Here is a 21577-nt window from a genome sequence, read left to right as displayed (position 1 = left end):
CAAAGGCCGTTCGCACTATTACCGTTTTCGCAGCCGTGCGATGCCGTGCCGGCAACGGACGGCTCCAATGTGCGCTGTTGGCGGCAAGGGCCGGCCGGCATGCTGGCACGGTGCGTGCAACCACGCCGTGCCATGAACCGCACCCCGCTCATCGCCCGCCAGTTGCAGGACACGGCGCTGCGCTACTTCCTGGAGGTCGTGCGCTGCGGCTCCATCAGCGAGGCCTCGGCGCGGCTGTCCGTGGCGGGCTCGGCCATCAGCCGCCAGATCGCCCATCTGGAGGAATTGCTGGGCGCGACGTTGTTCGACCGCCATGCACGCGGCATGGTGCCCAGCGCGGCCGGCGAGCTGCTGGCCACGCACGCCCTCAAGTCCGCGCACGATGCCGAGCGCGTGGTGCAGGAGATCCAGTCGCTGCAGGGCATGCGGCGCGGGCGGGTGCGCATCGCCTCGGCCGAGGGCTTCGCCATGGAATTCCTGCCGCGGCTCATCAGCGACTTCCACCGGCACAACCCGGGCGTGCAGTTCCACCTGAGCGTGCACGCGCCAGGCGAATGCACGCGGCGCGTGCTGCTCAGCGACGCGGACATCGGCATCGTGATGAGCCGCCACACCGAAAAAGACGTCAAGGTCGAGCACCTGCAGCCCGCGCCGGTGGGGGCCGCGATGCGGCAGGGCCATCCGCTCTCGCGCTTCCGGCAGATCAGCCTGTCGCAATTGCTGGCCTACCCCATTGCCCTGCCCGAGGACGACACCACCGTGCGCCAGCTGTTCGACATCGCCTGCAGCCGGCAGCGTCTGGCGGCGGAGCCGGTGCTGACCAGCAACTACATCAGCGCGCTCTTCGGCTTTCTGCGCCACCGCGAGGACGGCGTCACCATCTGCGGGGAGATCTCCGTGCGCAACCAGGTGGACCGGGGCGAGCTGGCCTTCGTGCGGCTGCGCGACAAGGGGCTGGATCTGCGCAACATCGAGGTGCAGACGCTCGTCGGCCGCACGCAGCCCAAGGCGGCGCAGGCGTTCTTGGAGCACCTGCGCCAGGGGTTGGGCGGGGCGGGGCTCCGCTGACGAAGCGCTGCCCCGTCCGGTCGATCAGCCCGCCCGCTTGTTCAGCACCGCCGTCGCGACCCGCGAGTTGGGCTTGCGGCCCAGGAAGTTGCTGACGTAGGCGCCCGCGTCGATCAGCCGGTCCAGGTCGATGCCGGTGTCGATGCCCAGGCCGTGCAGCAGGTAGACCACGTCTTCCGTCGCCACGTTGCCCGTGGCGCCCTTGGCGTAGGGGCAGCCGCCCAGGCCGGCGACGGACGATTGGAAGTTCCACACGCCCATCTGCAGCGCCGCCAGCGTGTTCGACAGCGCCTGGCCGTAGGTGTCGTGGAAATGGCCCGAGACGTCGTCGAGCGCGAAGTGCTGCAGCGTGGCCTCCACGGCGCGCTGCACCTTCAGCGGCGTGCCCACGCCGATGGTGTCGGCCACGTCCACGCGCTGCACGCCGATGCCCTTGAGCAGCCCGGCCAGGTAGGCCACCCGCTCGGGCGCCACCTCGCCTTCGTAGGGACAGCCCACCGTGCAGCTCATCGCGCCGCGCACGGCGATGCCCCGCGCCCGCGCCGCCTCCACCACCGGCGCGAAGCGCTCGATGCTCTCGGCGATGCTGCAGTTGATGTTCTTCTGGCTGAAGGCCTCGCTGGCCGACCCGAACACCACCACCTCGTCGGGCCGGTCGGCCAGCGAGGCCTCGTAGCCCTTCAGGTTGGGCGTGAGCACCGAATAGCGCACGCCGGGCTGGCGCTCGATGCCGGACATGACCTCGTGGTTGTCCGCCATCTGCGGCACCCACTTGGGGCTGACGTGGCTGGTGACCTCGATCTCTTTCAGGCCGGCCTGCTGCAGCCGGTGCACCAGGCCGATCTTGACTTCGGCAGGCACGGGCGATTTCTCGTTCTGCAGGCCGTCACGGGGGCCGACGTCGATGAGCCGGACTTGGGCGGGATAACGGGACATGGCGGTTCCTGGGGCTGGGAATAGAGTGGGGAAGGGTTCAATAGCCACGCGCTGGATCGACGGTCCCGGCGAGCGGCTCGCCGCGCTGCAGTGCGGCGATCTTGCCGGCGATCTGCGCGATGCTTTCTTCGCGCAGCGTGCGGGCCGAGGTGTGCGGCGTCGCCACGATGCGCGGGTGGTTCCAGAACGGGTGGCCGGCGGGCAGCGGCTCGGTGCGGAAGACGTCGAGCGTCGCGCCCGCCAGATGGCCGGCATCGATGAGCGCGAGCAGGTCTTCCTCGACCAGATGCGCGCCGCGCGCCACGTTGATGACGTAGCCGCCAGCGGGCAGGCGCGACAGCGTCTGGCGGTTCATGATGTTCTCGGTGTCGGGCGTGAGCGGCAACAGGTTGACCAGCACCCGGCTGGCCGCCAGGAATGCATCGAACTGGCCCGCGCCGTGGAACGCGCGCACGCCGGGCACCTCCTTGGGCGAGCGGCTCCAGCCCAGCACCGGAAATTCGAAATGCGCCAGGGCGCGGGCCACGCGCTCACCCAGTACGCCCAGGCCCATCACGCCCACCGTGAACTCCGACCGCGCGCGCGGCCGGCGGTAGCCCCAGCGGCCGCCCCGCATGTCGGCCTCGTAGGCATCGAGTTCGCGGTAGTGGCGGATGACGGCATGGCTCACGTACTCGGCCATCTGCACCGACATGCCCGCGTCGTCCAGCCGCACCACGCGCACGCCGGGCGGCAGCCGCAGGCGCAGCAGGGCGTCGACGCCCGCGCCGATGTTGAAGAGCGCCTGCAGGCCCGGCTGCTCGTCGAGGAATTGCTGGGGCGGCGCCCACACCACGGCCACGTCGGCCTGCGGGGCGCCGGGTTGCCAGACGCTGACCTGGGCGCCGGGCAAGGCCGCGCGCAGGCCGGCTACCCAGGGTTCGGTCTTGGTGTCGGTACAGCAGAGAGTGATGTTCATGCCTGCGAGCCTACCGTGCGCCGCGCCCCACGTGTTTCACGCGGCGGAAAGCCGGAGCAGCTCGGACCCTTCCGTGACCTGGTCGCCCGGGGCGTAGAGCAATTCCTCCACCACGCCGTCGGCCGGCGCGGCGATGGTGTGCTCCATCTTCATCGCCTCCATCACCGCCAGCGGCTGGCCGCGCGAGACGGTGTCGCCCGCCTGCACCGCGAAGGACACCACCTTGCCCGGCATGGGGGCCGTCAGCCGGCCGCCTTCGGCCTGCGTGTCGCCGGCATGGGCCAGCGGGTCGATGCCGTCGATGCGCGTGGCGCCGTGGGGCGTGAAGACGTGGAGGGCGTCCCCCAGCGCGTGCACGTCGGCGCGGGTGCGGCGGCCGCCGTAGTTCAGGTCGATACCGTCGTCACCGGCCGCCGCGAAGACCAGCGGCCCGCTCGCGTCGCCCACTTCCAGCGTGGGCATGCCGCCCGGGGCATAGGTCAGCCAGGCGCGGGCCGCCTCGCCGCCGAACTCGAAGTCGAACGGCCGGCGATAGGCGCTGAGAGAGCGCCAGCCGTCGCGCCGGCCGAACGGGCCCCCTGCCTCGATGGCGGCCTGCCCTTCGCGCAGCAGCGTGGCCGCCACCGCGGCGGCGGCGGCCGTGGGCAGGCCGACCGGCTCCTGCTGGAACAGCACGGCCGCCTCGCGCTGGATCAGCGCCGTGTCCAGCTTCGCCTGCACGAAGGCATCGCTGGACGCCACGCGCCGCAGGAACTGCACGTTGGTGGCCAGGCCGACGATGCGCGTCTGCGCCAGCGCGTCGTCCAGACGGGCCAGCGCCTGCGCCCGGCTGTCGCCGTGCACGATGAGCTTGGCGATCATCGAGTCGTAGAACGGGCTGATGGCGTCGCCCTCGCGCACGCCGTCGTCGATGCGCACGGGCGCGCGCTCGAAGCTCGCTGCCTGCGGCTTGCGGTAGATGTGCAGCGTGCCGGTGGCGGGCAGGAACTGGTTGTCGGGGTTCTCGGCGCAGATGCGCGCCTCGATGGCGTGGCCGGTGATGCGCAACTGGTCCTGCGTGCAGGGCAGCGGCTCGCCGCTGGCCACGCGCAGTTGCCACTCCACCAGGTCCTGGCCGGTGATGGCCTCGGTCACCGGGTGCTCCACCTGCAGGCGGGTGTTCATCTCCATGAAATAGAACTTCATGTCCTCGGGCCGCTCGTAGCCGCCCGGCTGCTCGACGATGAATTCCACAGTGCCCGCGCCCACGTAGTTCACGGCCCGCGCGGCGGCCACGGCGGCGGCGCCCATGCGCGCGCGCAGCTCCGGCGTCATGCCGGGCGCCGGGGCTTCCTCCAGCACCTTCTGGTGCCGCCGCTGCACCGAACAATCGCGCTCGAACAGGTAGACGATCTGGCCGTGCGTGTCGCCGAACACCTGGATCTCGATGTGGCGCGGCCGCTGCACGTACTTCTCGACCAGCACGGCGTCGTCGCCGAAGCTGTTGATGGCCTCGCGCTTGCACGACTCGAGCGCGGCGGCGAAGTCTTCCGCCTTCTCCACCGCCCGCATGCCCTTGCCGCCGCCGCCGGCACTGGCCTTGATGAGCACCGGGTAGCCGATGCGGTCGGCCTCGCGATGCAGCAGGGCCGGGTCCTGGTCGGCGCCGTGGTAGCCGGGCACCAGCGGCACGCCGGCCTTTTCCATCAGCTGCTTGGACTCGGCCTTGAGCCCCATGTCCTTGATGGCCGAGGGCGGCGGGCCGATGAAGACCAGGCCGGCCTCGGCGCAGGCGCGGGCGAAGTCTTCGTTTTCCGACAGAAAGCCGTAGCCCGGGTGGATGGCCTCGGCTCTGGAGGCGCGGGCGGCCTCGAGGATGCGCTCCCAGCGCAGATAACTTTCCTTGGGCGCACTGCCGCCGATGTGCACGGCCTCGTCGCAGGCGGCGACGTGCTTGGCGTCGGCATCGGCGTCGGAATAGACGGCGACGGTCTTGACGCCGAGGCGGCGTGCGGTGGCCGCCACCCGGCAGGCGATCTCGCCGCGGTTGGCGATCAGGATCTTCTTAAACATGGCGCCCTCCCGCGGCGAGATCGCCTGCGCACGCTGCGCATGCCAGGCTATTTGCAGAAGCAGCGGCTGTGCGGCTGCTTTCGCCGCGATTGGCGATCAGAATTTTCTTGAACATGTCACGCTACCTTCGCAGGACTGGAAAAGAGAGAAGCCACGCGCCGCAGCACGGCGCGCAGAAAACGGAAGAGCACCACCAGCAGCACCGCCGAGAGCACCACCATGACCGCCAGCGCCACGCCGAACAGCACGGGGTGTTGCGTGGCCATCCAGACCACCGCCACGACCAAGCCATCCTCGAACAGCGACAGCAGCCAGTTGGAGAACGGCTCCGGCGAGGTGTTGGCCGCCGCCCGCGTGGTCATCTTGGTGGCCAGCGCGGTGGCCGACAGCGAACCGCCCACCAGCCCCGCCGCCACCGCCATGGCGCCGTTGTCCGCGCCGAACACGCCGGCGGCCAGCAGCGCGCCGGCCGGCACGCGGATGAAGGCGTGTACCGCGTCCCAGGCGCTGTCGAGCCAGGGCACCTTGTCGGCGAAGAATTCGACGAACAGCATGAAGCCGCTGGCGAACAGCACCACCGGGTGCTGCAGCAACGCCAGGCCCGGCGGCAGCGCCAGCGCGCCCAGCCAGCCCATCATGCCGACCAGGAACACCACGGCGTACAGCCGGAAGCCGCTGGCCCAGCCCAGCGCGGCGGCCAGCGCCATCAGACCCGGCAGGTCGAGCGCGCCCGTGGCATGGCGCGCGCCCTCGGCCACGGCCTGGGCCGTGCCGGCATCGACATGCAGGCCGAGCGTGTGCAGCCACTGCACGAAGGAGAGCCAGAGCGCGTCCATGACCGATGCGCCCGCGTTCAGTCCGCCAGCAGCCAGGAAGGCTTGCGCTTGTTCAAAAAGGCCTGCACGCCTTCGCGGCCCTGCTCGCTGGCGCGGATGTCGGCGATGCCCTCCACGGTACGGCCGATGAGCGCATCGTCGATCTCGCGCTCGGCGACGTCGAGCACCAGCCGCTTGCAGGCGCGCACCGCGTGCGGGCTGGCCTGGGTCAGCGCCTTCAGCAAGGCATCGACCCGGGCGTCGAGCTGGTCGGCCGGCACCACCTCGTGCACGAAGCCGATGCGCAGCGCCTCGGCGGCGTCGAAGCGCTCGGCGGTGAGGAAGTAGCGGTGCGCCGCCCGCGCGCCCATGGCGCGGGCCACGTACGGGCTGATGGTCGCCGGGATGAGGCCGAGCTTGACTTCGGACAGGCAAAAGCCCGCCGTGTCCACCGCCACCGCCATGTCGCAGGCCGCCACCAGGCCCATGCCGCCGGCATACACGTCGCCCTGCACGCGGGCGATGGTGGGGTGCGGACATTCGTAGATCACACGCAGCATCTCGGCCAGCAGGGCGGCGTCGGCCAGGTTCTCGGCGCGGGTGTAGTCGGCCATGCGGCGCATCCAGTTCAGGTTGGCGCCGGCGCAGAAGGCCGGGCCTTCGGCCGCCAGCACCACGGCGCGCACGTCCTGGCGCGCACCCACGTCCCGGAAGGCGGCGGTGATCTCGGCGATCACCTCGTCGCTGAAGGCATTGCGGATCTCGGGCTGCGTGAGGGTGATGCGGGCCACGGCGCCCGACTGGGCGATGGAGAGGTTCTGGCTCATGGTTGCGAGGGGTTCTGCAGGTAGTAGACGAAGTCGAGCTCGGGAAACGTGCTGCCCACGGCTGTCAACGCGGCGGTGATCTGCCCCCGGTGGTGCGTGGCATGGTTGAACACGTGCGCCAGCGTGGCGGCAAAAGGCAGGCAGGCCGTGGTGCCGCGCATCGTGGTGTAGTCCAGCGTGCCCGCCCAGCGGTCGTCGGGCAGGGCTGCGATCAGCGGTTCCCACCGCGCGGCCCCGGCACGCAGGCGCTCGGCGAGCCGCGCCCGGTCGGGTTCCAGCTCCGCGTCCAGCGCGACACGGGGCGAGCTGCCTTCCGCGAACCGGGCGAACCACAGGTGATGCTCTCCCACCAGCAGGTGGTTCAGCGTGCCATGGATGCTGCGAAAGAAAAGCCCTGCGTCGCGACGGTACTCGGCCTCGGGCAACTGGGCCACGGCGCCCAGCAGGCGACCGGTGGCCCAGGCGTTGTAGCGGGCCAGCTGGGTGAAATGCGCGAGGAATGGGTGGTGGTTCATGGCTGGGTGCGGGCGCCGAGCGTGCGGGCCCAGAAAGCGTCGAGCGCCGCGAGCGACTCCACCCGGGCCGCGGGGTTGCCGCCCTGGTGGACGCCCTGCGCCGAGGTGCCGTTGGGCACGTCCGCGCGCAGCCGCACCGGGTCCGTGCCGTCGAAGCCGTGGTAGCTGTCCGCATACACCTTCAGCGTGACGTCGCCGCCGGGGCGCTGCCGCAGCAGCGCGGCGAGATCCGCGCAGGGCTGCGCGGGCGTCCAGTCGTCGAGCGCACCCAGCTGCATCAGCAAGGGCGCGGGCTCCAGCACGGCCTGGCGCCGCAGCAGCGGGCCGCAGCCGGGGTAGAACAGGGCGACGCCGGCCAGGGGCAGGTCGGCCGGTTGCGGGTGCGCCCGGCGTTGCTCCAGCAGGTTCAGCGCCGTGGTGGCGCCGTTGGACCAGCCCAGCACGCCGACGCGCTTCGCATCCACGCCGGGCTGCGCCGCCAGCCAGGCGATGGCGGCGCGTGCATCCTGCGCCCGCACGGCCACGGTGACGTCGCGCGACCCGTAGCGGGTGCTGCAGATGGAGCGCAGGCCGCGTGAACCGAAGCTGTCGGGCAGCAGCACGGAGTACCCCGCCGCATGCAGGCGCGCAGCGGTTTCGCGGTAGCGCTGCGACAGGCGTTCGCCCTGGGCATACAGGCCGCCGCAGCCGTGCAGCGCGATCACGGCCGGGCGCGGCTCGGCCTGCTCGCCCTGCGCCGGCCACCAGTGGGCGCGCAGGGATTCGCCTGAGGGCAGCGCGATGCTCGCCTGCTGCCACGCCGCTGTGGCGGAGCCGGGCGAGAGCGCATCGGCCAACGCCGGGGGCCGGACCGGCGCCTGGCAGGCGGCGAGCGCAGCGCACAGCAGCGCCGCAGTCCACCGCCGGGCCCATCCAGGCACGGCAGCGGGGGCGGTACGGACTGCTGCCCCGCCACCCGCCGTGCAGGCTGCTGCTCGCATGCGCGCCCTGAACATCCGCCGGCCCTGCCTTACATCCGGAACAGGCCGAACTTCGTCTCGCCGATGGGCGCATTGCGCGAGGCCGCCAGCCCCAGCGCCAGCACCCGCCGCGTGTCGGCCGGGTCGATGATGCCGTCGTCCCACAAGCGCGCCGTGGCGTAGTAGGGGTGGCCCTGCTCTTCGTACTGCTGGCGGATCGGCGCCTTGAAGCTCTCCTCGTCCTCGGCGCTCCACTGGCCGCCCTTGGCCTCGATGCCGTCGCGGCGCACGGTGGCCAGCACGCTGGCGGCCTGCTCGCCGCCCATCACGCTGATGCGGGCGTTGGGCCACATCCAGAGGAAGCGTGGCGAGTAGGCCCGGCCGCACATGCCGTAGTTGCCCGCGCCGAAGCTGCCGCCGATGATGATGGTGAACTTCGGCACCGCCGCCGTGGCCACGGCCGTGACCATCTTGGCGCCGTTGCGGGCGATGCCTTCGTTCTCGTACTTGCGGCCCACCATGAAGCCGGTGATGTTCTGCAAAAAGACCAGCGGGATCTTGCGCTGGCAGCACAGCTCGATGAAGTGCGCGCCCTTCAAGGCCGACTCGGAAAACAGGATGCCGTTGTTGGCGATGATGCCCACCGGCATGCCCTCGATGCGGGCGAAGCCGGTGACCAGCGTGGTGCCGAAGCGCGCCTTGAATTCGTCGAACTCGCTGCCATCGACGATGCGGGCGATGATCTCGCGCACGTCGAAGGGCTTGCGCGTGTCGGTCGGGATCACGCCGTACAGCTCTTCTGCTGCAAATTTAGGAGCAACCGGCGCTTGTACATCAAGCGCTGGAGGCTGTTTTGCATTCAAATTCTTGACCGCCTGGCGCGCCAGGGCCAGTGCATGCAGGTCGTTGTGCGCCAGGTGGTCGGCCACGCCCGAGAGGCGCGTGTGCACGTCGCCACCGCCCAAATCCTCCGCCGTCACCACCTCACCAGTGGCGGCCTTCACCAGCGGCGGGCCGCCCAGGAAGATGGTGCCCTGGTTCTTGACGATGATGGTCTCGTCGCTCATGGCGGGCACGTAGGCGCCGCCGGCCGTGCAGGAGCCCATCACCACGGCGATCTGGCCGATGCCCTGCGCGCTCATGTTGGCCTGGTTGTAGAAGATGCGGCCGAAGTGGTCGCGGTCGGGGAAGACCTCGTCCTGGTTGGGCAGGTTGGCGCCGCCCGAATCGACCAGGTAGATGCAGGGCAGGTGGTTCTGCTCGGCGATCTCCTGCGCCCGCAGGTGCTTCTTGACGGTGAGCGGGTAGTAGGTGCCGCCCTTCACCGTGGCGTCGTTGCAGACGATCATGCAGTCGACGCCGGCCACGCGGCCGATGCCGGCGATGAGGCCCGCGCCCGGCGCGTCGTTGCCGTACATGTTCAGCGCGGCCAGCGGGGCGAGTTCCAGGAACGGCGTGCCGGGGTCGAGCAGGCGGTCGACCCGCTCGCGCGGCAGCAGCTTGCCGCGGCCGGTGTGCTTGGCGCGGGCCGCCTCGCCACCGCCCTGGGCCACGCGGGCCACCTGGGCCCGCAGGTCATCGACCACGCCGCGCATGGCGGCGGCGTTGGCCTGGAAGTCCGCCGAACGCGGATTGAGTCGGGATTCGAGAATCATGCTGTGGTGCTTTCCTGCAGGCCGAGTTCGCCCTTCATGGCGTCGCGGATCTTGAATTTCTGGATCTTGCCGGTCACCGTCATCGGGAACGAGGTGACGAAGCGGATGTAGCGCGGCACCTTGTAGTGCGCGATCTGCCCCTTGCAGAAGGCGCGGATGTCGTCCTCGGTGGGCCGCGTGCCGGGCTTGGCGATGACCCAGGCGCACAGCTCCTCGCCGTACTTCGCGTCGGGCACGCCCACCACCTGCACGTCCTGCACCTGCGGATGGCGGTAGAGGAATTCCTCGATCTCGCGGGGGTACACGTTCTCGCCGCCACGGATCACCATGTCCTTGATGCGGCCGACGATGTTGACGTAGCCCTCGGCGTCCATGGTGGCCAGATCGCCGGTGTGCATCCAGCCCTCGGCGTCGATGGATTCGCGCGTCTTCGCCTCGTCGCCCCAGTAGCCGTGCATGACCGAGTAGCCGCGCGTGCAGAGCTCGCCGGACTGCCCGCGCGGCACGATGTCGCCGCTGTCGGGATGGATGATCTTCACTTCCAGGTGCGGCTGCACCGTACCCACGGTGGAGACGCGCTTTTCCAGCGGCGTCTCGGTACTGCTCTGGCAACTGACCGGGCTGGTTTCGGTCATGCCGTAGGCGATGGTGATCTGCTCCAGGTGCATATCGCGCACCACCCGCTTCATCACCTCGATGGGGCAGGGCGAGCCGGCCATGATGCCGGTGCGCAGCGTCGAAAGATCGAACTCGGCGAAGCGCGGATGGTCCAGCTCGGCGATGAACATCGTGGGCACGCCGTGCAGGCCGGTGCAGCGCTCGGCCTGCACCGCTTGCAGCACCTTGAGCGGGTCGAACCCGTCGCTGGGGTACACGATGGCCGCGCCGTGCGTAAGGCAGGCCAGATTGCCCAGCACCATGCCGAAGCAGTGATACAGCGGCACGGGGATGCACAGCCGGTCTTGCGGACCGAGCCGCATGCACTCGCCGATGAAGAGGCCGTTGTTCAAGATGTTGCGGTGCGTGAGCGTGGCGCCCTTCGGGAATCCGGTGGTGCCGCTGGTGAACTGGATGTTGATCGGGTCGGTATTCTTCAGGCCGGCCGCCACGGCGTCGATGCGCGCGTCCTGCGCGTCGCCCTGGGCCATGAGGTGCGAAAAGCGCAGCAGGCCCGGCTCGTCGGCGCCCTGCCCGGCCTCGTCGATCCACACCACCGTCTGCAGCTGCGGCAGGCGCGCGGACTGCAGGCGGCCCGGGGCGGCGCAGGCCAGCTCGGGCGCCAGTTCGCGCAGCATGCCCAGGTAGTCGCTGGTCTTGAAGCGGGCCATGGTCACCAGAGCCTTGCATCCCACCTTGTTGAGTGCGTACTCGACCTCCGCCGTGCGGTAGGCCGGGTTGATGTTGACCAGCACCAGCCCGACCTGCGCCGTGGCCAGCTGCATCAGCAGCCATTCGGCGTTGTTGTGCGACCAGATGCCGATGCGGTCGCCCGGCGCCAGCCCCAGGCCCAGCAGCGCGCTGGCCAGCCGGCGCACTTCGGTGTGCAGCTGGCCATAGGTGTAGCGCAGGTTCTGGTGCACGCTTACCAGCGCCAGCCGGTCCGGGCCCTGGCGCACCATGTCGTCGAAGAAGGCACCCAGGGTCTGCTCGATCAGCGGCGTGCAGGTGGCGCCGCGGTCGTAGGACAGACCATCTGCCGCTGCGGGGGCGAGGGAGGCTTGCATGTCGTGTTTGTCTCCTGTCTGGACGGGCCGTACGCCCAGGGAACGGCGTGGCACCTTTTGCTGGCTGCCAGCTTACGCGCTCGGAAGACGCATTTGGAGCCACAATGGTTGCAAATCGTGCCAATCCGAATGACTCCCTCGACCCCTGCCCTGCCCTCCGCTCCACGCGGCCGCGCGGCCACGCCCATGGCATTCGTGCACTCGATCACACGGGCGTATGAATTACGCGGCATGAATCCGGCCAGCGCCCTGCAGACGGCACGGATCGCGCCGCAGGACGTGACCGACCCGCAGGCGCGCGTGACGGCAGCGCAGTTCGAAGCGCTGAACGCTCACGCCATGCAGGAGCTGGACGACGAGGCCCTGGGCTGGTTCACCCGCCGCCTGCCCTGGGGCAGCCACGGCATGCTTTGCCGCGCCTCCATCACCGCGCCGAACCTGGGCGTGGCCATCAAGCGCTGGTGCCGCCACCACCGCCTGCTGACGGAGGACATCGGCCTGGCGCTGTGCGTGGAGGGCGGCCAGGCCAGCGTCACCATCACCGAGCACCGCGACCTGGGAGAGTTTCGGGAGTTCGGCCTGGTCTCGTGCCTGCGCTTTCTGCACGGCTATGCCTGCTGGGCCATCGACTCGCGCATTCCGCTGCAGGGCGCGCAGTTTCCCTTCGCCCCGCCGCCACACGCCAGTGCCTACCCCTTGATGTTCACCGGGGCACTGCAGTTCGGTGCGCGGGCGGCGCGCTATACCTTCGACGAGCAGTACCTGGGCCTGCCTTTGCAGAGGGACGAGCGCGCGTTGCGCGGCATGCTGCAGCGCGCCTTGCCCCTGACCGTCCGGCAGTACCGCCGCGACCGGCTCCTGGGTCAGCGCGTGCGTGAACTGCTGCACGCCCACCTCGGCAGTGCGCACACCGCCGAGGCACTGGCTGCGTTGCTGCACCTGTCGAGCCGAACGCTCCATCGCCAGCTGCACGAGGAAGGCCTGAGCCTGCAGGCGTTGAAGGACGAAGTGCGGCAGGCCCAGGCCATGGACGAATTGCGCCGCAGCCAGCGCCCCATCAAGCAGGTGGCGCTGGCCGTCGGCTTTCGCAACGAAAAGAGCTTCACCCGCGCCTTTCGTGAATGGACGGGAACCACACCTGGGGCGTTCAGGCAAGGTAAATGAACCTACGCCACATAAAATTGACAAAATTTCACATTCCTAACTTTCTATAGGAATTTACAATCAATTTCTACCTGTTACTAAGGTTTGCCCTTTTGGGCTACTCGGATCCTGGAAGGGCTGGAAATGATTGATCGTTTGATGCGCGCACTGCGCGGAGCGGCCGTGCTTGTTGGGCTCTTTGTCGTACTGGTGCATGGGCAGGCTCTGGCACAGAACGTTCTGGTACTGACCACTAGCGAGCCCAACGATCAGTTCGGCCCCGGCAACAACGGCAATGCGCACTTCGCCAATCTTGTGCAGGAGTTCACTGCGACAGGCGCATCGGTGACGCAGCAGGCCATTCTGGACGGGGCCAATGCAGTCACCCCGGCCACGTTCGTGCTGCCTGGCGGCGGCCGCTACGACATGGTGGTGGTGGCAAGCGTGTACAACGCGGTCGACAGCTCCAACTGGACGGCCATCAACAACGCCATCGCAGCACGCAGCGCCAACGCCTTTGTAATGTTCGTCGACAGCTGCTGCATACCTGCGAACAACGCTGCGGTGGGCGCCGCGTTCACCGCTTCCGGCGCTTTTTCCCCGACCCTGGGGACCACGACCGGAAGCTTGGGCACCTTCCCCTTGAACACCGCATCGCCCTACAGCACGAGCTTCACCGGCCTGAATCCACTCTACGGCGGGTACATCCAGTACTTCAACAACGTGCCGGCGTCCAATGCGCTGTACCTGCAGACGGGAGCCTCGAACCCTGCTGCCGGGTCCACGGCCAACAATGTGTACGGGTTGCTGGTTCCCTCCCAGCAGTCCTACAACGGGGATGGCGCCTGCCTTTTCGCCACCATCGACATGACCCCGTTCTCGCCGGCGGCTGCAGGCAACCAGTATCCTCAGAACGCCGGCAAGATCGCTCCCGCATTTTTGAATGCAGTCAGAGCCGGCGGCGCTTGCGGTGTGCCGGCGTCCATCGCCAAGGCGTTTGCTCCCACCACTCTGGCACCTGGAGGCAATGCGACGCTGACCATCACCGTCGCCAACAGCTCCAACGCGCCCGTGAGCGATCTGAACGTGACGGACAACCTGCCTGCTCCACTGACCGTGGCTGGCTCGGCCAGCACCACCTGCACCGGCGGCACGCTGGCCGCAGCCCCTGGCAGCAGCCGCGTGTCGCTTACCAACGCCACGCTGCCAGCTACCGGCTGCACCATCACCGTGCCGGTGCAGTGGCCGGTGGCCCAGGCCGCACTGTGCCAGGCGCCGGGCACCACAGTGACCAACACCATCACCCCCGGCACCGACTTCACCACCCGCCAGGGCCAGGTCAACACGCCAGCCACAGCCACGCTGAATTGCCTGGGCGACGCGCCCACGCCCAAAAGCGTGCCGACCATGTCGCAATGGGCGCTGTTGACACTTTCGTTGCTGCTGGGCGCGATGGCCTGGGCGCAGAACCGGCGCCAGGCGGGCCGCGGCGGGCGCTGAACGGCTAATTGGGGATGGTGGCGGCTGCGCTTGCGGCCTGCGCTGAAACAGCCAACCTGCACAGGTTGGCCTCCCGAGATGCCTACTATGCGCAGCTGATTGCGTAGTGCCTGGCTCGACCGCTTTGCTTGAGCTACAAACCAGCCGCCAGCAGCCCAGGCAGCTGCGCCATGTCGCCCATCACATGCCGGGCGCCGGCCGCGCGCAGGGCGGCGCCGGAATCGTGGCCATGAGCCGACGGGCTGTAGCCGACCACCGTGGCGCCCGCCGCCACACCGGCCGTGACGCCGGTGGCCGAGTCCTCCACCACCAGGCAGCGGCCCGGCGCCACGCCCAGGGCGGCGGCGGCTGCCAGGTACACGTCGGGCGCGGGCTTGGTGCGCGGCATCTCGTGGCCGCTGAATACCCGGCCTTCGAAGAACCGTGCCAAGCCGGTCTTGGCCAGCTGCAATTCCACCTTGGCCCGGTCGGCGCCCGACGCGCAGGCGATGCGGCCCTGCAGCAGTCCATGCACGGCCGCCACGGCCTGCTCGGCATGGGCAATGGCCTGCAGTTCGGCCTGCAGCGCCTCGTTGCGGCGGGTGTAGAAACGCTCCATCCACGCGTCCGTCAGCGGCTGACCAGTCTGCGCCTCGATGCGCGCGGCCTCCGAACGCACCGCCCTGCCCAGGAAGATGTGCATGCACTCCTGCAGCGTCATCACCCAGCCCGACTCCGCCAGCTGGTCGCGCAGCACGCGGTGGGTGATGGGCTCGCTGTCCACCAGCACACCATCACAATCGAACAGCACCGCATCGAAGGCCAGCATGAACACAACTCTTTCTGAAGGAGGGGAGGGATGAAGGAAGGAAGGCGGCAGGCCAGGGCGCAGGACGCCCCAAGGCGTCATCGCCATGGAAAAAGGCGCCCGGGGGCGCCTTTTCTTGCACAGGAAGGAGTATGCCTCGCCCTTCGGTCACGGGAAGGTGATGCCCGCCAGCGGATTGCGCAGGTTGGCCGCGTTGCGCACCGACAGCGTGACCTGCTCGCCGTTGGCTCCGACCAGATCGCTGAAGAAGAAGTAGCCCTGGGCGGCCCGATCGTTCATGGCGGCCGTCAGCTGCGCGATGGAAGCCTGCGGCGTGGCGGCGCGCACGTCGTATTCCACGGGGCCGTTCTGCGCGGAACTGCGCTCGAACACCTGCGCCGATGCATTCCCCTGGATGACGAAGGCGCCCAGGAAGAGCTGCCCCTGCGCGCCCTGCGTGTTCAGGCGCTGGCGCAGCACGTCGCTGGTGCCCACGCCCGAGGGGCCGTTGCCGTCGATCACCGTGTAGCTGTAGGTGGTGGCGGACGAATCCTTCACGTACAGGTTGAAGCTGTCTGCCCCGGCCATCAGGGGGCCGACCAGGCGGTAGCCGCGGGCGCCCTGCGCGTTCAGCTGGCTCTGGAAGGCATCGCGGCTCAAGCCGCCCGAGATGGGCTGCTTCTCGTACGAGAACGTGGTGCTGCGCGATGCGTCGCGCACGGTGAGCGCGGACGGGCTGGAGCCGCCGCCCGTCAGCACGGGCGCCTTGTACGCGAAGCCGCGCGCGCCCTGCGCGTTCAGCTGAGCCACCAGCGCGTCGCCGGAGCCCGGCTGTGCCAGGGTTTCGTATTCCAGGCGCGACCCGCCGTGGGCGGTGTCGCTCACGTAGAAATCGCCCTGCTCGGTGCTGGTGGCGCCGGTGTTGGTGGCCAAGGTGCCCAGGAAGGCGAAGCCGCGCGCGCCTTGCGCATTCAGTGCGGCGAGGGAGGCCGCCCCTGTTGCGGCGGGCGCCTGGCTGATGTATTGGCCGGTGACGGCAGCGGGCGTGGGCGCGGGCGCAGGGGTCGGTGCGGGGGCGGGCGTGGGCGCAGGCGCGGGCGCAGGGGTCGGTGCCGGCGCAGGGGCGGAGGAGTCGCCGCCTCCACCACCGCCGCCGCAGGCAGCCAGCGAAGCCAGCAGAGCAAGGGTGGCGGTGCGGCGGGTGAAATCAAGGGGAGTCATAGGCAGGGATCCATCGAACGAAGAAGCGGAATGATCGAGAGCGATGCGGCCCTGGCGAGCTGCAGTGGCAGGCCGGGCTCGAGGGGCGTGCAGCCCCGTCGCGCCGCAATCGATTGGCGAGCCCGAATTTCAGTACAGTCCACGCTTTCGCCTCACCCCCCCGCCTTCGGGTATTTGTTACGCGCTGCGCAAGACCGGGCCGGGGCGCGGCGCGCTCCCGACGGGCGGCGCGCTGGGTGTCCCCCTTCCACGACTGGCCCGAATTGACCCCTTCCGACAACGTTTCCGCGCCGTCCCCCGAGCGCTATGCCCTGGTGGTTGACGACCACCCGCTGGTCGCGCGCGGCATGAGCGAATTCCTCCGGCTGCACCCCGGCCTGGCCGACGCGGTGTGCGTCAGCACCACGCAAGAGGCCCTGCGCACGGTGGCGGCCCGGGGCGCGCCGGCGCTGGCGCTGGTGGACTTCTGGCTGGCCGACGGCGTGACCACGCATTTCATCCGCGACCTGCTGGCGCTGGCGCCGCAGACCCGGGTGCTGATGGTGAGCGGCGACAGCCACCCTGCCCTGCGGGCCAAGGCGCAGGGCAGCGGCGCGCATGGCTTCGTGCACAAGCAGCAGGAACCCGAGGTGTTCGCGGCCGCGGCCACCGCGCTGCTGCGTGGCGGCACCTGGTTCGATGCGGCGGCCGCTCCCGCGGGCGATTCCAGCGCCCAGCCCGCGCGGGCGGTGCCGCTCACCCCCGCCGAGCTGGGCCTGACACCCCGGCAGGGGCAGATCCTGGCGCTGGTGCTGCAAGGCCAGCCCAACAAGCACATCGCGGGCAACCTGAACCTGTCGGAGCACACGGTGAAGGAACACGTCACGGCCATCCTGGGCAAGCTGGGCGTGCGCAACCGGGTGGAGGCGATCGCCCGGCTGCGGGGCGTGCAGCTGGAGCCGGGCGACGAGGCGCGGTTGCGCTGACCGTGCGGGTGGGCGGCCGGACCGGACCGGATCCGCCCTCCGACGGCCCCGGCGCGATCAGCCCTCCCGGGCGGCCTCGCCGGCCGCGGGCAGCCAGCGCGCCAGCAGGGCCTGCAGCACGTCCGGCTCCAGCGGCTTGTGCAGCACCAGGTAGCCATCGTCCTCGGCCTGCAGCAGCTCGGGTGAGGCATGCTCGCCCGTGAGCATGGCGCCGCGGGTGTGGCCACAGCGGGCCTGCAGCGCCTGCAGCACCGCCAGGCCGCTCTGCCCCGCGCCCAGCCGCTGGTCGCACAGGATGGCATCGGGCACGAAGCCGCTGCCCACCAGCGACAGCGCCTGCGCGCCGCTCGCCGCGACCTGCACCTGAACGCCCCACGACTGCAGCAGCTGGCGCAGGGACGACTGCACCTGCGGGTCGTCGTCCACCAGCAGGCAGGTGCCGGACAGCAGAGTCGCCCGCCCCGCAGCCGGCGCGGCGCCCGGGGCTTCCTCGTGACCAGTCCGCGGTGCGGCCGGCACGGCGGCGGGAAGCTGCAGCCAGAAGCAGGAACCCCGGCCCGGCGTGGATTCGAAGCCGTATTCGGCACCTGTCAGGCGGGCGCAACGCGCCACCACCGCCAGACCCAGGCCATGCCCCTCCAGCCCGGCGCCGGGCAACCCCGTCGATGGCCGGTCCGCCGTCTGCACGCCGTGCCGCACACCGGCCTCGCCCCGCGCATAGGGCGCATAGATGTGGTCGCGGTCCTGCGGGCTGACGCCGCTGCCGGTGTCCCACACCTCCACGCGCCACTGGCCGCCGCGCCGCCGCGCGCCCAGCAGCAGCCCGCCCGAGCGGGTGTAGCGCAGCGCGTTCTGCGCCAGGTTGAACACCATCTGCCGCAGCAGCGCCGGGTCCGCCCGCACCCAGGCAGGGTTGCGGCGCGGCAGGAAGATCGCCAGCCTGAGGCCGCGTTGCGTGGCCTCGGGCCGGAACACGGTGGCCACGTCCTCGAACACGGCCGCGAGCGGCACGTCGCCCTGGCGCGCGGCGAATTCGCCCGACTCCAGCCGCGACAGGTCCAGCAGCGCGTTGAACATGAAGTTGAGCGAGCGCACGCAGTCGCGCACGTCGTGCAGCACCGGCGCCAGTTGCGCATCGGCGTTGCGCTGCAGCGCCGTCTGCACCAGCAGGCCCATCGCGTGCAGCGGCTGGCGCAGGTCGTGGCTGGTGGTGGAGATGAAGCGGTTGCGCTCGGCCAGCGCGCGCTCGGCCTGTTCCTTGGCCAGGCGATAGCGCTCGGCCAGGCGCAGGCGCTGGCGCTCCTGGTCGATCTGCTGCTCCACCAGCCGCCTTCCGCCCCAGGCGTGGCGCACGATGACGGCGCCATAGAGCAGCGTGAGCGGCAGCAGATACATCCAGCGCAGCGGGAACGCCCAGTACACCGCCACCACCATGGGCAGGTAGATGCCGCCGAAGAAGCGCCAGAAGATGGCGGGCAGCGGCGCCAGGAAGGTGGCGCTGGAGGCCAGCACCGCACACAGCACCATGTAGAGAAAGAGCTTGAACTCCGTGCTGCCGCCCTGCAGCGCGACCACCAGCGGCGCTGACCAGCACAGCCCCGCGACCAGCGCGGCGCGGCGGTAGAGGCGCTGCCAGTGCCCCACGGCCGAGGCATCGACCAGGGGCCGGCGCAGCCGCAGGCGCCGCCGCAGCCCGGCCACTCCGAGCGTCAGCGCGACGAAGCCGGCCCACCAGGCCCAGAGCCAGGCGTAACCCGGCCCCTTTCCATACATCCAGCACAACACGCCGGGGATGACCAGCACGGCGATCTCGGTCGAGCCGCGCTCGGACAGCGACAGCAGCAGGCGGCGCTGCATGGCCAGATCAAGCCGGTCGCCGCCCGCCCCCGCCGGGGCGCCGCCGGCCCCGTGGCCGGAAGGGGAGCCGGCAGTGGCGTCCGATGCCGCCTGCTCGCCCCACATCGAGGCCGACCATTCGGAGGGGCGGGTGTCGTCGTCTTCCCGGCTCGGCCGGTGGCGCAGGCGCTGTCGCACGGAACGGCCGGCCGTCAGCGCAGATCGCCGTCCACGTAGAACCAGCGCCCTTCCGCGTGCACGAAGCGGCTGGTCTCGTGCAGGCGATGCGCCCGGCCCCCGGCGTCGCGCTGGCGGGCGACGAACTCGACTTCGGCGCGGCCTGCCCCCGTGCTGCGGTGGGCGCGCACCTCCAGCCCCAGCCAGCGCGTGCCGGGGTCGAAATCGATCGACGCCGGCCGCTGCGCCGGCGCCCAGGTGGCCAGCAGGTAGGGGCCGTCTTCCAGCACGAAGGCGGTGTAGCGCGACCGCATCAGGCTTTCCGCGTCGGGTGCCGGGCCGCCGCGCAGGGGGTCCAGATACCGGCCGCAGCAGTCGGCGAACGCCAGCGGCGCGCCGGCGCGCACACGCCCCCGGCCGGCAGGGGCACCGGCGACGGCGGACGCGAGGCGGCCGCAGGGACAGGGGGCGAGGGGGGCTAAAGGCATGGCGGTGGGCAGGTGAGGCGGGCGACGGCGGCGCCACCGTCCACCCGGCATTCTTGCAGACACTCCGGCCGCGACCATCGGGGCGGCCGCCGCCCGCCACGGCAGGCCAGACGCCATCGGCTGACAGACGCTCCCCGGGGGTTGCTGCCATCATGTCGCTGCCCGGCCGCAGCGCCCTGCCGGGCCATGTCCCGGGGTCGTGCCCTACCCCGCCTGGAGAGAGTCGCGATGCTGGAGATGAGCGTGCCGTGGTGGGAATTCATTGTGCGGGGCATCGTGGTCTATGCCTTCCTGCTGGTCTTCCTGCGCCTGACCGGGCGGCGGCAAACGGGGCAGTTCGCGCCCTTCGACCTGGTGCTGCTGCTGGTGCTGTCCAACGCGGTGCAGAACTCGATGAACGCCGGCGACAACTCGCTCGTCGGCGGGCTGATCTCGGCCGCCACGCTGCTGATGTGCCACGTGCTGCTGGCGCACGTCACCTACCGCTTCCCGAAGCTCGCGCTGCTGGTGGACGGCCAGCCCAAGGAGCTGGTCTGGCAGGGCCGCGTGAACGAGGCGCTGATGCGCCAGCAGCTGCTGTCGGCCGACGACCTGGCCGCCGCCCTGCGCGCGGGCGGCTGCCGCCACCTGCACGAAGTGGAGAGCGCCACGCTGGAGGTCAACGGCCAGATCACCGTGGTGCTGCGCAAGCGGGATTCCGAATAGTGCCGATGGATCGGCGTTGCCAGAGCCGAATCGGCCTCCAGCGCTTTATCCACAAGCGCGTTCAGCTATACCTTTTATAGCAAAACAGATCAGGCCAGCGCCCGCTGGATGAGGATCTTCTGCACGTCGCTCGTGCCCTCGTAGATCTGGCAGACGCGCACGTCGCGGTAGATGCGCTCCACCGGAAAGTCGTTCACCACGCCGTAGCCGCCCAGCGTCTGGATGGCGGCGCTGCACACGCGCTCGGCCATCTCGCTGGCGAAGAGCTTGGCCATGGCAGCCTCCTTCAGGCAGGGCCGGCCGGCATCGCGCAGCGCGGCGGCATGCCAGATGAGCTGGCGCGCCGCCTCGATCTGCGTGGCGCAGTCGGCCAGCCGGAAGCCCACCGCCTGGTGGTGGAAGATGGGCGTGCCGAAGCTCTCGCGCTCCTTCGAATAGGCCAGCGCCGCCTCGAACGCGCTGCGCGCCATGCCCACGCTCTGCGCGGCGATGCCGATGCGCCCGCCCTCCAGCGCGCCCAGGGCGATCTTGTAGCCCTCGCCCTCGGCGCCGATCAGGTGGTCGGCCGGGATGCGGCAGTCGTCGAACTGGATCTGCGCCGTGTCGCTGCTGTGCTGCCCGAGCTTGTCTTCCAACCGCGCCACAACGTAGCCGGGGTTGCTGGTGGGCACGAGGAGGGCGCTCATGCCCTTCTTTCCGGCGCCCTTGTCGGTCACCGCGATGACGATGGCCACCTGTCCATTCTTGCCGCTGGTGATGAACTGCTTGACGCCGTTGATGACGTATTCGTCACCCTGCTTCACCGCCGTGGTCCGCAGCGCGGACGCGTCCGAGCCCACGTGCGGCTCGGTGAGGCAGAAGGCGCCCAGCATCTCGCCGCGCGCCAGCGGCGTGAGCCAGTCGCGCTTTTGCTGCGCATTGCCGTAGCGCATGAGGATGGCGTTGACGGGGCAGTTGGTCACGCTGATGGCGGTGCTGGTGCCGCCATCGCCCGCCGCAATCTCCTCGAGCACCAGCGCCAGCGTCACGTAGTCGAGCGCGGCGCCGCCGAATTCCTCGGGCACGCAGATGCCGTAGGCGCCCAGCGCGGCCAGGCCCCGGTGCGCGTCTTTCGGGAAATGGTGCTCCCGGTCCCAGCGCGCGGCATGGGGCCAGAGCTCTTCCTGCGCGAAGGCGCGCACGGCGTCGCGGATCATTTCCTGGTCTTGGGTCAGCAGCATGGTGTTTGTCTCGGTGATGGTTGTCG

At 70.1% G+C, this 21577-nt stretch carries 19 protein-coding genes; 5 read left to right on the top strand and 14 right to left on the bottom strand.

Features of this window, described 5'->3' with window-relative positions; translation table 11 throughout:
* Positions 1-132 precede the first annotated feature (132 nt).
* A complete protein-coding gene (locus ABWV53_RS15625) occupies positions 133-1068 on the top strand; it encodes a LysR family transcriptional regulator (RefSeq protein WP_353367069.1) in 936 nt (311 codons plus the stop codon).
* 24 nt (positions 1069-1092) lie between these two features.
* Here the strand turns inward: ABWV53_RS15625 and ABWV53_RS15620 are convergent, their stop codons facing one another.
* From ABWV53_RS15620 to ABWV53_RS15580, 9 genes are all read right to left on the bottom strand, one after another.
* Entirely contained in the window at positions 1093-2004 is a 912-nt protein-coding gene (locus ABWV53_RS15620; RefSeq protein ID WP_353367068.1) for a hydroxymethylglutaryl-CoA lyase, read from the bottom strand.
* Between the two features lie 37 nt (positions 2005-2041).
* Positions 2042-2962 (bottom strand): 2-hydroxyacid dehydrogenase, encoded by a 921-nt coding sequence (locus ABWV53_RS15615; protein WP_353367067.1) that lies wholly within the window; start codon positions 2960-2962, stop codon positions 2042-2044.
* A 36-nt stretch (positions 2963-2998) separates the two neighbouring features.
* Positions 2999-5014 (bottom strand): acetyl/propionyl/methylcrotonyl-CoA carboxylase subunit alpha, encoded by a 2016-nt coding sequence (locus ABWV53_RS15610; RefSeq protein ID WP_353367066.1) that lies wholly within the window; start codon positions 5012-5014, stop codon positions 2999-3001.
* 116 nt (positions 5015-5130) lie between these two features.
* The gene (locus tag ABWV53_RS15605) at positions 5131-5850 is read right to left on the bottom strand and encodes a DUF4126 domain-containing protein (RefSeq protein ID WP_353367065.1); all 720 of its coding nucleotides are present in this window, start codon (positions 5848-5850) and stop codon (positions 5131-5133) included.
* A 17-nt stretch (positions 5851-5867) separates the two neighbouring features.
* A complete protein-coding gene (locus tag ABWV53_RS15600) occupies positions 5868-6656 on the bottom strand; it encodes an enoyl-CoA hydratase/isomerase family protein (protein ID WP_353367064.1) in 789 nt (262 codons plus the stop codon).
* A complete protein-coding gene (locus tag ABWV53_RS15595; RefSeq protein WP_353367063.1) occupies positions 6653-7171 on the bottom strand; it encodes a DinB family protein in 519 nt (172 codons plus the stop codon). The genes ABWV53_RS15600 and ABWV53_RS15595 overlap by 4 nt, the downstream gene beginning before the upstream one ends.
* Positions 7168-8091 carry a dienelactone hydrolase family protein gene (locus ABWV53_RS15590; protein ID WP_353367062.1) on the bottom strand — a complete coding sequence of 308 codons (924 nt, stop codon included), beginning with the start codon at positions 8089-8091 and terminating at the stop codon, positions 7168-7170. The genes ABWV53_RS15595 and ABWV53_RS15590 overlap by 4 nt, the downstream gene beginning before the upstream one ends.
* 89 nt (positions 8092-8180) lie before the next feature.
* Complete coding sequence (locus ABWV53_RS15585; RefSeq protein ID WP_353367061.1) at positions 8181-9785, bottom strand: carboxyl transferase domain-containing protein; 1605 nt, start codon at positions 9783-9785, stop codon at positions 8181-8183.
* Positions 9782-11509, bottom strand: a complete 1728-nt coding sequence (locus tag ABWV53_RS15580) for an AMP-binding protein (protein ID WP_353367060.1) — start codon at positions 11507-11509, stop codon at positions 9782-9784. Before ABWV53_RS15580 ends, ABWV53_RS15585 begins: the two co-directional genes overlap by 4 nt.
* A gap of 129 nt (positions 11510-11638) precedes the next feature.
* Here ABWV53_RS15580 and ABWV53_RS15575 point away from each other — a divergent pair, with 129 nt between their 5' ends.
* Positions 11639-12673, top strand: coding sequence for an AraC family transcriptional regulator (locus ABWV53_RS15575; protein WP_353367059.1), 1035 nt, complete (start codon positions 11639-11641; stop codon positions 12671-12673).
* Between the two features lie 123 nt (positions 12674-12796).
* Positions 12797-14152 carry an IPTL-CTERM sorting domain-containing protein gene (locus ABWV53_RS15570; protein ID WP_353367058.1) on the top strand — a complete coding sequence of 452 codons (1356 nt, stop codon included), beginning with the start codon at positions 12797-12799 and terminating at the stop codon, positions 14150-14152.
* 133 nt (positions 14153-14285) lie between these two features.
* On the opposite strand, the gene ABWV53_RS15565 is transcribed toward ABWV53_RS15570, so the two are convergent.
* On the bottom strand, positions 14286-14957 hold the full coding sequence (locus ABWV53_RS15565; protein WP_353367142.1) for an HAD family hydrolase: 672 nt from the start codon (positions 14955-14957) through the stop codon (positions 14286-14288).
* Between the two features lie 150 nt (positions 14958-15107).
* The gene (locus ABWV53_RS15560) at positions 15108-16160 is read right to left on the bottom strand and encodes a hypothetical protein (RefSeq protein ID WP_353367057.1); all 1053 of its coding nucleotides are present in this window, start codon (positions 16158-16160) and stop codon (positions 15108-15110) included.
* 263 nt (positions 16161-16423) lie between these two features.
* Here ABWV53_RS15560 and ABWV53_RS15555 point away from each other — a divergent pair, with 263 nt between their 5' ends.
* A complete protein-coding gene (locus ABWV53_RS15555; RefSeq protein ID WP_353367056.1) occupies positions 16424-17125 on the top strand; it encodes a LuxR C-terminal-related transcriptional regulator in 702 nt (233 codons plus the stop codon).
* Between the two features lie 57 nt (positions 17126-17182).
* Here ABWV53_RS15555 and ABWV53_RS15550 read toward each other — a convergent pair whose 3' ends face one another.
* Positions 17183-19159 (bottom strand): ATP-binding response regulator, encoded by a 1977-nt coding sequence (locus tag ABWV53_RS15550; RefSeq protein ID WP_353367055.1) that lies wholly within the window; start codon positions 19157-19159, stop codon positions 17183-17185.
* Positions 19160-19173: 14 nt separating this feature from the next.
* The gene (locus ABWV53_RS15545; RefSeq protein ID WP_353367054.1) at positions 19174-19626 is read right to left on the bottom strand and encodes a YchJ family protein; all 453 of its coding nucleotides are present in this window, start codon (positions 19624-19626) and stop codon (positions 19174-19176) included.
* 228 nt (positions 19627-19854) lie between these two features.
* Between ABWV53_RS15545 and ABWV53_RS15540 the strand changes: the two genes are divergently transcribed.
* A complete protein-coding gene (locus ABWV53_RS15540; RefSeq protein ID WP_353367053.1) occupies positions 19855-20331 on the top strand; it encodes a DUF421 domain-containing protein in 477 nt (158 codons plus the stop codon).
* An 89-nt stretch (positions 20332-20420) separates the two neighbouring features.
* Here the strand turns inward: ABWV53_RS15540 and ABWV53_RS15535 are convergent, their stop codons facing one another.
* Positions 20421-21551 (bottom strand): acyl-CoA dehydrogenase family protein, encoded by a 1131-nt coding sequence (locus ABWV53_RS15535; RefSeq protein WP_353367052.1) that lies wholly within the window; start codon positions 21549-21551, stop codon positions 20421-20423.
* Positions 21552-21577: the final 26 nt, after the last annotated feature.

This window comes from Acidovorax sp. FG27, from assembly GCF_040365715.1.
Lineage (GTDB): Bacteria > Pseudomonadota > Gammaproteobacteria > Burkholderiales > Burkholderiaceae_C > Paracidovorax.
Note: the sequence above shows the minus strand (reverse complement) of the source record. Positions and strands in the feature narration are given on the sequence as shown.